Annotated in this window: 11 protein-coding genes and 1 riboswitch; of the genes, 6 read left to right on the top strand and 5 right to left on the bottom strand. The window is 73.4% G+C overall.

The annotated features are described in order from the left end of the window. Window positions 1–31: 31 nt before the first annotated feature. Both CLV70_RS32665 and CLV70_RS32670 read right to left on the bottom strand, forming a co-directional pair. Window positions 32–868 (bottom strand): LLM class flavin-dependent oxidoreductase, encoded by an 837-nt coding sequence (locus CLV70_RS32665; protein ID WP_106130496.1) that lies wholly within the window; start codon window positions 866–868, stop codon window positions 32–34. Between the two features lie 20 nt (window positions 869–888). Beyond that, the gene (locus tag CLV70_RS32670) at window positions 889–1,773 is read right to left on the bottom strand and encodes an alpha/beta hydrolase family protein (RefSeq protein WP_106130480.1); all 885 of its coding nucleotides are present in this window, start codon (window positions 1,771–1,773) and stop codon (window positions 889–891) included. 80 nt (window positions 1,774–1,853) lie between these two features. On the opposite strand from CLV70_RS32670, the gene CLV70_RS32675 reads away from it, so the two are divergent. The 4 genes from CLV70_RS32675 (at window position 1,854) to CLV70_RS32690 (ending at window position 6,791) form a co-directional block, all read left to right on the top strand. Then, window positions 1,854–2,459, top strand: coding sequence for a TetR/AcrR family transcriptional regulator (locus tag CLV70_RS32675; RefSeq protein WP_106130481.1), 606 nt, complete (start codon window positions 1,854–1,856; stop codon window positions 2,457–2,459). Window positions 2,460–2,650: 191 nt separating this feature from the next. Next, window positions 2,651–4,798: an RNA polymerase recycling motor ATPase HelR gene (helR, locus tag CLV70_RS32680; protein WP_106130482.1), complete on the top strand. Its 2,148-nt coding sequence runs from the start codon at window positions 2,651–2,653 to the stop codon at window positions 4,796–4,798. After that, complete coding sequence (locus CLV70_RS32685; protein WP_245908601.1) at window positions 4,795–6,339, top strand: MDR family MFS transporter; 1,545 nt, start codon at window positions 4,795–4,797, stop codon at window positions 6,337–6,339. The genes helR and CLV70_RS32685 overlap by 4 nt, the downstream gene beginning before the upstream one ends. A 107-nt stretch (window positions 6,340–6,446) precedes the next feature. Next, window positions 6,447–6,791: a helix-turn-helix domain-containing protein gene (locus CLV70_RS32690; RefSeq protein ID WP_106130483.1), complete on the top strand. Its 345-nt coding sequence runs from the start codon at window positions 6,447–6,449 to the stop codon at window positions 6,789–6,791. 13 nt (window positions 6,792–6,804) lie between these two features. Here CLV70_RS32690 and CLV70_RS32695 read toward each other — a convergent pair whose 3' ends face one another. Further along, entirely contained in the window at window positions 6,805–7,818 is a 1,014-nt protein-coding gene (locus tag CLV70_RS32695; RefSeq protein WP_106130484.1) for a hypothetical protein, read from the bottom strand. Between the two features lie 295 nt (window positions 7,819–8,113). Between CLV70_RS32695 and CLV70_RS32705 the strand changes: the two genes are divergently transcribed. Continuing rightward, entirely contained in the window at window positions 8,114–8,314 is a 201-nt protein-coding gene (locus CLV70_RS32705; RefSeq protein WP_211303980.1) for a hypothetical protein, read from the top strand. Window positions 8,315–8,391: 77 nt separating this feature from the next. Here CLV70_RS32705 and CLV70_RS32710 read toward each other — a convergent pair whose 3' ends face one another. Both CLV70_RS32710 and CLV70_RS32715 read right to left on the bottom strand, forming a co-directional pair. After that, complete coding sequence (locus CLV70_RS32710; RefSeq protein WP_106130485.1) at window positions 8,392–8,706, bottom strand: DMT family transporter; 315 nt, start codon at window positions 8,704–8,706, stop codon at window positions 8,392–8,394. A 14-nt stretch (window positions 8,707–8,720) separates the two neighbouring features. Continuing rightward, window positions 8,721–8,788, bottom strand: a riboswitch (guanidine-III (ykkC-III) riboswitch). An 18-nt stretch (window positions 8,789–8,806) separates the two neighbouring features. After that, entirely contained in the window at window positions 8,807–10,378 is a 1,572-nt protein-coding gene (locus tag CLV70_RS32715; protein ID WP_211303981.1) for a serine/threonine-protein kinase, read from the bottom strand. Window positions 10,379–10,611: 233 nt separating this feature from the next. Between CLV70_RS32715 and CLV70_RS32720 the strand changes: the two genes are divergently transcribed. Further along, a complete protein-coding gene (locus CLV70_RS32720) occupies window positions 10,612–10,851 on the top strand; it encodes a hypothetical protein (protein WP_106130486.1) in 240 nt (79 codons plus the stop codon). The last annotated feature ends 128 nt before the right edge of the window (window positions 10,852–10,979 follow it).

Below are 10,979 nucleotides of genomic sequence, written 5' to 3' on the forward strand. Positions count from 1 at the left end.
TCGTCTCCACCGCCGTCGGAACTGCCACATGCTAGTGGGCGATGAGCTCCTCGGCGACCCACCGCGCGACCCGGGCCGGGTACGGCGCCGGCAGGCCGAGCACGAGGTGCGGGAACCCGGCGGCCAGCGCCCCGCGGATCGCGTCCCGGGTCGCTTGCGGACGGTCGTAGGCGACCTGCAGGTGCATCGAGCGGGTGATCGCGGCGGGATCGCGCCCGATCTCGGCGCAATAGCGGTCCAGCAGCGCGCTGCGGCGCACGGCGTCCTCGAGGTCGCCGCCGGGGATGTTCCACACGTCGGCGTGCCGGGCCACCACCCGCAGCGTCGCGGAGGAACGCCCGCCGATCACGATCGGAGGGTACGGCCGCTGCACCGGCTTCGGATTTCCGTAGGCGCCGGTGAGCCGCACGTACGTCCCGTCGAAGTCGAACGGCTCGGTCTCCGTCCACAACCGCCGGATGACGGTGCACGCCTCGTCGAGGCTGCCGACGGAGTGCGCGAAGTCGTGGTACGGCAGGCCGTGTGCCTCGTACTCGCGCCGGGCCAGCGGGTGGTCCGGCCGCGAGCCCGCGCCGATGCCGAAGTCGAGGCGCCCGCCGGAGACGATGTCGACGGTCGTCGCGATCTTGGCGAGCATCGCCGGCGGGCGGAACCGGTTGCTGGTCACGAGCAGGCCGACGCGCAGGCGCCGGGTCTGCGCGGCGAGCGCCGACAGCAGGGTCCACCCCTCGTACGCGGGCCCGGCCGGGTCGCCGCCGATCGGCATGAGGTGGTCGAAGAGCCACGCGTGCGCGATCTCCTCGACCTCGTCGGCCTCCCGCCAGACCCGCAGGACGTCGTCGTAGTCCACCTGCATGGGCGCCGTCATGATGCCGAAGCTGGGCCGGGTCACTTGGAGTCGATCCGGCCCAGGCCGCCCGCGTCCGCCGCCGGCCAGGACGGGTCCGCGGGGTCGAGGGCGCTGCGCAGGAAGGCCGTGCTGACCCGCCGGATCACCTCGACCCGCTCGGGGCTCTCGTCGGTGGTCTCCGTGACGGCGTAGCCGGTGATCCCGCCCAGCGAGTGCTCGGCGCCGTGCAGGGTGAGCAGGCTCCGGGCGCCGGGGCTGAGCGTGTACGCGTCGGTGAACCACTCCGGGCCCCGGACGCTGAGCGCCGACTGGTCCTTGTCGCCGGCGACCACGAGGGTCGGGGTGGTCAGCCCGGTGAAGTCGGGGTTCATGAAGGCGAAGTGCTCGGCGGCGAAGGGCGTCAGGTCGGCGCCGCCGGTGCCGGGCACGGCGAACAGCACGCCGGCCCTGACCCGCGGGTCGGTCAGGTCCTCGCCGGGTACGCCGCCGGCGTCGAGGACCCGGGCGCCGAGCAGCATGCTCGCGGTCTGGGCGCCCCAGGAGTGCCCGGCGACGGCGATGCGGCCGCGGTCGAGGCGGCCCGCGAGGCCGGGCAGGGCGGCCTCGACGAGGTCGAGGTGGTCGAGGACGCGGGTCAGGTCCCGGACCCGGATGCGCCAGATGTCGCCGTAGCGGGGGTCGTCGGGGGTGACGCCGAGGGTCCGCGAGTCGAGGTGGGTGGGCTGCACGACCGCGAAGCCGTGCGCGGTCCAGTGGTCGACCAGCGGGGCGTAGCCGTCGAGGGACCCGCCGAAGCCGTGCGAGAGGACGATCAGCGGCAGCTTGCCGCCGCCGGCCGGGGCGGTCACGCGTACGCGCAGGTCATCGCCCCGGTCCGGGGCCGGCAGCAGGACAGGGCGGGCCGAGAGGACAACGGTGTTCATGGCTGCTCCCAGGTGACATGATGGGTAAGCGGATCGAAGTTCCGGTACCGACGATACGGAACAAGGTTCCGCTTTGCCAGATGGGTGACGGAGGTAACAGCGCGGTGGCGGACACGGGCGGTACGGCGGCGGCCCCGCGCAAGCGGGCGGACGCCCGGCGCAACGAGAAGACCCTGCTGGAGGCGGCCGCGGCGGCGTTCATCGCGGCCGGCGTCGACGCACCCGTACGCGACATCGCGGCGCGGGCCGGGGTCGGCGTCGGCACCATCTACCGTCACTTCCCGACCCGGGCCGACCTGGTCGTCGCGGTGTACCGCCATCAGGTCGAGGCGTGCGCCGAGGCGGGCCCGGCCCTGCTGGCGGCCGGCGGTTCCGCGCACGCCGCCCTGGCCCGCTGGATCGACCTCTTCGTGGACTTCCTGGTCACCAAGCACGGGCTGGCCGAGGCGCTCCGGTCCGACGATCCCACGTTCGCGACCCTGCACGGCTACTTCCTGGACCGCCTGCTGCCGGTCTGCGCCGAGCTGCTCGAGGCGGCCGCCGCGGCGGGGGAGATCCGGCCCGGCATCGAGCCGTTCGAGCTGCTGCTCGCCGTCGGCAACCTCTGCATCGGCGCGAACTGGGATCCCCGCTACGACGCCCGCCGGGTGGTCGGCTACCTGCTCACGGGTCTGCGCACCGCATAGTAAAGGGAAAGGAGTACGCACTCCTTTCCCTTTCCAAGGTATACCGCACCCCGGGGCTTGCGGCAAGCCCCGGGTGATGGCGCAGAATCGCTTCTCGTAGCCGGAAACACATCGCCTCTTTCAGGGGGTGTGCTTCGTCGTGCCCGCTTCCGGCGCGATCTCATCGGCCATTCCCGATCGGAGCTGATGCCGTGCCCCCGCTCACCACCAGCGTGTTCGACCTTCCCGAGCGGCTTTCCCACAAGGCCGACCCGGCGCTTATCGAAAGGGATGAACGCCATTTCGCCGCCATCGCCGAAAGCCTCGCCGAAGCGATCGCCGACCTTTCCGGGCGGCTCGACGCCGAACGGAAAACGCGCGGCGGCATCGGGCGGCAGGCGCTGGACCGCGACCAGGAGATCCACCGGCTGACCGCCCGGCTGCGCGGGTTGCGGCGCTTCGGCCTCGACCTGTGCCTGGGGCGCATGGTCGCCGCCGACGGCAGCGATCCCGTGTACGTCGGACGCTTCGGCCTCACCGACCTCACCGGCCGCCGGCTGCTGCTGGACTGGCGTTCCCCGGCCGCCGGACCGTTCTTCGGGGCCACCCACGCCGACCCGATGGGGCTGGTGAGCCGCCGCCGCTACCGCTGGGTACGCGGCCGGGTCGGCGACTACTGGGACGAGGTGTTCACCCCGGACGGGCTGGAGGGGCATGCCGCCCTCGACGACCAGTCCGCCTTCATCGCCGGCCTCGGCGGCAACCGGTCGGAGCGGATGCGCGACGTGCTCGGCACGCTCCAGGCCGACCAGGACGCGATCATCCGGGCGCCGTCGCGCGGCGCCCTGGTCGTCGACGGCGGTCCGGGTACGGGCAAGACCGTCGTCGCCCTGCACCGCACCGCGTACCTGCTCTACGCCGACCCCCGCCTCGGTCACCGCCGGGGCGGGGTGCTGGTCGTCGGGCCGCACGAGCCGTACCTGGCGTACGTGTCCGACGTGCTGCCCAGCCTCGGCGAGGACGACGTGCGGACGTGCACGCTGCGGGATCTCGTACCGGAAGGGGCCGCGGCCGTGCGGGAGACGGACCCGGAGGTGGCGGCGCTGAAGTCGGCCGCGGGTCTGGTCCGGGCGATCGAGGCGGCCGTCGCCTTCCACGAGGAGCCGCCGGCGCGGGGGATGACGGTCGCGACGGACGAGGCGGAGGCGCGGCTGAGCGCGGACGACTGGGCGCGGGCGTTCGACGCGCGCGAGCCCGGCACCCCGCACAACGAGGCGCGCGAGCAGATCTGGGCGGAACTGCTGACCATCCTGGAGGACAAGGGCCTGGCACGGGGATCGCTGTCGCAGCACCGGGAGTTGCGGACGGCGCTGCACCGGGCCTGGCCGCTGCTCGAGCCCGCCGACATCGTGGGCGACCTCTGGTCGGTGCCGGCGTACCTGCGCAGGTGCGCGCCCTGGCTCGGAGCCGGCGACGTACGCAGGCTGCAGCGTGACGACCCGCGGGCCTGGACCGTCGAGGATCTTCCGCTGCTGGACGCGGCCCGGCACCGGCTCGGCGACCCGGAGGCCGCCGGACGCCGGCGCCGCCACGACGCGTCCGTGGCCGTCGAACGCGAGCGCATGACCCGCGTCGTCGACGACCTGATCGCGGTCGCCGACGACGAGTACGGCACCGGCCTCGTGACGATGCTGCGGGGCGAGGACTTCCGGGACGCCCTGGTCGACGAGGGTGCTCTGCCCGCCGCGGACCCCGACCGGCTCGCCGGCCCGTTCGCGCACATCGTCGTCGACGAGGCCCAGGAGCTGACCGGCGCCGAGTGGCAGATGCTGCTCCTGCGGTGTCCCTCGCGCAGCTTCACCATCGTCGGCGACCGGGCCCAGGCCCGGCACGGCTTCCCGGAGTCGTGGCAGGACCGGCTCGCCCGCGCCGGGCTCGACCGGATCACCCTCGCCTCGCTGACCGTCAACTACCGGACACCGGCCGAGATCATGGCCGAGGCGGAACCGGTCATCCGGGCGGCCCTGCCGGACGCCAACGTGCCGGTCTCCATCCGGCAGGGCGGCGTCCCGGTCGTCCGCGGCGACGCCGCCGACGGGAAGTCGATTGTGGATGCCTGGCTCGCGGAGAACGATGAGGGAATCGCCTGCGTCATCGGCGATCCGGCGTTCCGGCCGGTGCCGCGCGTGCGGTCGCTTACCCCGGAGCTGGCGAAGGGGCTCGAGTTCGACCTGGTCGTGCTGGTCGACCCGGACGCGTTCGGCGACGGCATCGAGGGAGCCGTTGACCGCTACGTCGCGATGACCCGCGCCACCCGGCAACTGGTTGTGCTGACTTCGACCACCGAGGAGAGCCGATGACGGCCGTCACCACCGCGAGAATGTCCCGCCGGGAGGTCGTCCAGGCCCTGTCCGGACTGATGCTCGGCATGTTCGTGGCGATCCTGGCGTCGACGATCGTGTCGAACGCGCTGCCACGGATCATCGCCGACCTGGGCGGTTCCCAGTCGGTGTACACCTGGATCGTCACCACCGAGCTGCTGGCGATGACGGCGACGGTGCCGCTGTGGGGCAAGATGGCCGACCTCTACAGCAAGAAGCTGCTGATCCAGCTCTCGCTGGGGCTGTTCGTGGCCGGGTCGCTGATCGCCGGCTTCACCCCCGACGTGCAGGTGCTGATCGCCTCCCGGGTGGTGCAGGGCGTCGGCGCGGGCGGCATGAGCGCGCTGGCGATGATCGTGATGGCGGCGATGATCCCGCCGCGCGAACTGGGCCGCTACTCGGGTCTGTTCGGGGCGGTCTTCGGGATCGCGACGATCGCGGGCCCGCTGATCGGCGGTGTGCTGGTCGACACGTCCTGGCTGGGGTGGCGATGGTGCTTCTTCATCGGCGTGCCGTTCTCCCTGGCCGCGATCGTGCTGCTGCAGAAGACCCTGCACCTGCCTTCGGTACGCCGGGAGGTGACGATCGACTGGTGGGGCGCGCTGCTGATCACGGCGGGGGTCTGCGACCTGCTGATCTGGTCGACGCTGGCCGGTCACCGGTTCCCGTGGGGTTCGTGGCAGACGGCCCTGTTCGTCACCGCCGGGGTGGCGCTGCTGGTCGTCGCGGCGCGGGTGGAGACCCGCGTGCCGGAACCGATCATCCCGCTCAGCATCTTCACGAACCGCACGGTGGCGCTGACCATCGCGGCGAGCGTGCTGGTCGGCGTGGCGATGTTCGGCGGCACCGTGTTCCTGTCGCAGTACTTCCAGATCTCGCTGGGCAAATCCCCGACGGTGGCCGGGCTGATGAGCCTGCCGATGATCTTCGGGCTGCTGGTGTCGTCCACCATCGCCGGTCAACTGATCACCAAGTACGGCAGGTGGAAGGCATACCTGGTCGCGGGGGCGGTGGTGATGACCGCCGGGATGCTGCTGCTGAGCACGATCGACGAGCACACCGGCGTGCCGGAGCTGTCGGCGTACATGGCGGTCCTCGGGATCGGGGTCGGCATGCTGATGCAGAACCTGGTGCTGGCGGCGCAGAACGACGTCCCCGCCCAGCGGCTGGGAGCCACGACGTCGGCGCTGACCTTCTTCCGCAGCATGGGCGGCGCGATCGGGGTCAGCGCGCTGGGCGCGGTGCTGGCCGCCCGGGTCACCACCCTGTTCGCCGAGAAATTCCCGCAGGCCGCGGCCACCGGCGGCGGCACGCAGGCGGTGCCCGATCTGAAGATACTGCCGGATCCGGTACGGGCGGTGGTGGCGGACGTCTATGCCCGGGCCACCGCCGAACTGTTCCTGGTCGGGGCGCCCATCGCCGCGCTGGCCGTGGTCGCGGTGCTGTTCATCAGGGAGAAGCCGCTGCACACCCGCAGCGGCGACGAGCGGCGCGCCGAGGAGGAGGCGGCGGCGCGGTAGCCGGCATGCACGCAGCCGCGTACTTGTTTCGGCGGTCCCGTCGCACGAAGGTCGGTTTCGGGCTGCACACGGCTCGGCCGATCCGACCAAGGACGAGGGCGAAGGAAATGAGCGTCGCCACCACCTCGGCGGTACCCCCGGATCCGACCGGCGCGACCACGCCGGTCGAGTTCGCGGGGCGCCTCCGTTCCCTGATGGACACCCGCAGACGATCCCTGGACAGCGTGGCCCGGCGCAGCCGCGACGCCGGGACGCCGATCTCCCGCGCCACGGTCCACAACCTGATCACCGCCGGGGGGACGCCCCGGCAGGAGACGCTGCTGGGCTTCCTGCGCGGCTGCGGCGTACCGCCCCGGGAGCAGATCCGCTGGCTGATCGCGTTCCACAAGGTCTACCCCGAGGGCCGTCGCGGCGTGCGGCCCCGGGGCGGCCCGGACCGTCACCGGCCCTGATCACCCGGACCCGTCAGGGGAGGCGCGCCGCCGCGGCGGCGCGTACCCCCGGGGTCTCGATCGGGTCCCCGCTCAGCTCGGCCAGCCGGTCCCGCACCGGCCGGTCGGGCGAGGCGTGGGCGGCGGCGAGCTCCCGGACGTCGCTCTCGCAATCCCACAGGCCCTCGACCAGCAGCTCGCCGGAGCCCGCCGGGTCGAGCACCAGCAGGGCGCGCAGGCAGGCGGCCCGCTCGGCGCTGTGCGGGCCGAGCCATGCGGCGTGCAACCGGTCCACGCCCTCCCGCGCGGCCGGGCCGCCGATCCGCGCCAGCCCGGCGGCAAGATCCTGATAGCCGCACCGGCCGGCCAGGTCGTCCCAGCCGGCCAGCAGGGCGGGCACGTCCGACTCGTCGCCGTGCGCGGCGAGCACGCGGCATCCGGTCCACCGCAGCGGGTGGCCCGGCGTCGCGGACCAGGACCGCGCGGGGGCGAGAACGGCCGCGCCGAGCAACTCCAGCGCCCGGTCCAGCGGACCCGCCAGCTCCCGCACCGGCAGAGCATCCAGCAGGGCCGGCAGCTCCGGCACCGGGCCGCGCCGGTTCAGCTCGCGCAGGGCCGCCCGCTGCCCGTCGAGGTCGCCGGCGCGCAGCAGTCTCAGCAACGCCGTGGCCGGCGACGCCTCGTACGGTCGCGGCGGCACCCTCCGGCGCGGCGTCGTCGTCCCGGCGTAGGGGCGGACAGCCTCGAGCGCCTCCGCGTTACCGGCGCGGGCGAGAACCTCCAGCACCTCCAGCGCGCCGTCGGCGGCCTCGTGCCCCTCGCGCAGCATCCCGGCCAGCGGCGCCACCGGCAGGCCCAGGTCGCGCACCAGCCGGGCCAGGTAGACGGCCCGCTCGTCGGCCTGCCGGTCCCATCGGTAGTCGTGGGCGAGGCACTGCGCCACCGCCGACCGGCCGGCCGGATCGTCCGACGCCCGGCGCGCTCCCCGGCCCAGCCCGCGTTGCAGCGCCCCGGTCAGGGTGGACGGCTCGTCGTAGGCCGGGATCACGTCGAGCCGCGCATCAGCGACCCGCGGACGTGCGCGCGGGCGTGGTGGATCCGCGACTTCACCGTGCCCTCGGCGATGCAGGCGGCCAGGTCGAGAACCACGCGCGCTCCTCGAAGCGGTGGATGTTGCGGGCGACCTGCAACAGCACGTCCTGGCAGGCCTCCTCCGCGTCCTGCGGGCACGGCAGGAACCGGGAGCAGCGCGTCGAGCGCCGCCGCGTCGCCGGCCGCCGCCCGCCGGGCGAGGTCTTCCTGGTGGTCGTCGCGCATCCGGGCCCCCGTCACAGCTGCGGTCCATGAATAATACGTACGTGTCCATGCCCGCCGAGATCGGCCGTTACCGGGTCGTGCGGAGGCTGGGCTCCGGCGCGTTCGCCACGGTCTGGCTGGCCGAGGACGACGTGCTCGACTCCCGCGTCGCGATCAAGGTGCTGGCCGACAACTGGGCGCACCACCTCGCGGCACCCTGGCGGAGCGGCTCGCCGCCGGCCCCATGAGCATCGGTACGGCGCTGCGCACCGCGGCTGACGTCGCGGAGGCGGTGACCGTGCCGCACGAGGCCGGGGTCGGGTGGTCAGTGGAAGATCTTGAGGCCGATCACGCCGCTGACGACCAGGAGCAGGCACAGTACGCGGGGCAGACTGGTCGATTCGCCGAGGGCGACCATGCCGACCACCGCCGTGCCGACCGCGCCGATGCCGACCCAGATGGCGTAGCCGGTGCCCACCGGGATGCTGCGCAGTGCGTACGCGAGGCCGGCCATGCTCAGTGTCAGCGCCGCCAGGAAGACGGCCGACGGCACCGGCCGGGTGAAGCCGGCGGTCCTGCCGAGGGCGACGGCCCAGACGGTTTCGAGCATGCCGGAGATGATCAGGACGATCCAGGCCATGACGGCTCACCTTTTCGGCGGTCGTCTTCGCAGGCCGGGTACGACACGCAACTCGTCCGGGATGGCGGCGTCGCCGCATCGCCGCCCATCGTACCTGCCCCTACAGCGGGCCCCGGTCGATCAGGGTGAAGCGGGTCGGGTCCTGGCCGGAGTCCGGCGACTCCAGCGAGAGGGCCGCCCGGTCGTCGCTCCAGTGGACCACGCCGTGCTCCGGGCTGACGATGACGAACGTGGCGGTGCCGCCGGCCGGGGTCAGCGTGAACGCGCTGGTGCCGAGGTCGTCGCAGGAACCCAGCCGCAGCGTCGCCGCCGGGCCGCGGCCGGTCACCTCCAGGCAGCGTTCCGCCGGGCCGCCGTCGCGGGGGACGTGCCTGATCTGGTACGAGCCCACCCGCGCCGCCACGGTGAAGTCGGCCGGGCTCGCCCGGTCGCCGAGGGAGGCCCGCCCGCTGCCCTCGAGGCCGAGCTCGCGGCCGGAGCCGGTGAGCCGGAACGCGACGCGCCGGTCGCCGGTGAGCAGGCTCGGCGCCTGCGGGGTCGGCGCCGCGGCGGTCGACGCGCCGGCGTTGCCGTCCGGGCCCGACGCCTCGCCGTTGAGGGCGGTCACCACCACGGCGGTCACCGCGAGCACCACTGCGGCGACCGCGGCCACCTGGAAGCGGCGCAGCACCGAGGTCGCCCGGCGCCACGGTGACGCGGGGCGGGGGCGCCACGCCGGGCGGTTCAGGCGTACCTCGGTGGAGGTCATCGGGATGGGGGCGGGCGACGCGGCCGGCGGCGGTGCGGATCGCCGGCCGGCTGCCTCCTCCACGATCTCCCGCAGGAACGGGGTGCCGCGCAGCCCGGCCGCCGGGGCGTCGACCAGCCGGTCCTGCGCCTGCGGGGCGACGGCGAGCAGGTCGTCGAGCAGCTCCCGGCTCGTCGGCCGGTCCCGCGGCTCCTTGGCCAGGGCCCGGGCGACCAGGCCCCGCATCGGCTCCTCCAGGTCGAACAACTCCGGCTGTTGGGTGAGGATGCGCACGGCCGTCGCCGGTCCGGAGTCCGCGCCGAACGGGGTACGGCCGGTGCCCGCGAAAGCCACCACGGCACCCCACGCGAAGATGTCCGCGGCCGTGTCGACCCGCGACGACGACTCGTGGTCGAAGCGTTCCGGCGCCATGTACGCGACCGTGCCCACCATCTGGTTGGTGCGGGTGTGCTGGCTGGTCGCGTCGAGGGCCCGGGCGATGCCGAAGTCGATGACCTTGATCCCGCCGAGCCCGAAGAGGACGTTGCCCGGCTTGAGGTCGCGGTGGATCACCCCGGCGCCGTGGATCGCGGTCAGCGCGGTGGCGATGCCCACGGCGACGCTGTGCAGGTGGGCGCGGGTCAGCGGACCCTGCTCCCGGACGACCTCGAACAGGTTCGGTCCGTCGATGTACTCCACGACCAGGTACGGCGGATCGTGGTACGGGTCGGCGTCGAGCACCTCGGCCGTACAGAACGGCGGCACCTGCCGGGCCCGGTTGACCTCGCTGCGGAACCGCCGCCGGAACTGGTCCTCGCGGGCCACGTCGGCGCGTACGGTCTTGACGGCCACCTGCCGTCCCCGCGGATCGACCGCGAGATAGACGGTGCCCATGCCGCCCTCGCCGAGCCGGCGGAGCAGCCGGTACGCACCTATCCGGTCCATGTCGGGTCGCTTCTTCTCCCGTCGGTCTTCCGGTACGTCGGTGCACCGCCGTGACGGACCCTACCTCAGCGCCTCCATCGTGGCGGCCGGCCAAAGGAGCCGCTCAGGTTGCCGTAACCTCGCCGAAACCACTCCTCCTGAGTAGAACGTGCGGCTCCCGGCCCGCCTCTGTCGGAAGATCTATGTCCGGCGGGCGATGCGCGCCCCGCCCCGCACCGGCGACGATTGCCCACATGATCGAGAACGACAAGACCGAACGGGCAACCGAGGGCGTACGCGCGGACCGCCGCTGGATCGGCATGGGAGTGGTCGCGTTCCTCGCGGTCGCCGGCCTCAAGGGCCTGATCATCGCGGGCAACTTCGCCGACGGCCCGCTGCGCCACTGGTACGTCCAGGCCGGCATCGTCGCCGGCGCCCTGGCCCTGTACGCGGCGGGAGAATGGCTCATCGGCCGCGGCTACCGCCGCGACTGACGGGGCCCACGCCGATCGCGTACGCCGCACCCCCTAGTGTGCTGCGCCGGAAATTCGCCTGTTAAGTCGGTGTAGGGTGGGTTGATGGCACGAACCGGGCGCCCGACTGCACCGCTGGTGTTGACCGA

It is taken from the genome of Pseudosporangium ferrugineum (assembly GCF_003002065.1).
In the GTDB taxonomy this organism is placed as follows: domain Bacteria; phylum Actinomycetota; class Actinomycetes; order Mycobacteriales; family Micromonosporaceae; genus Actinoplanes; species Actinoplanes ferrugineus_A.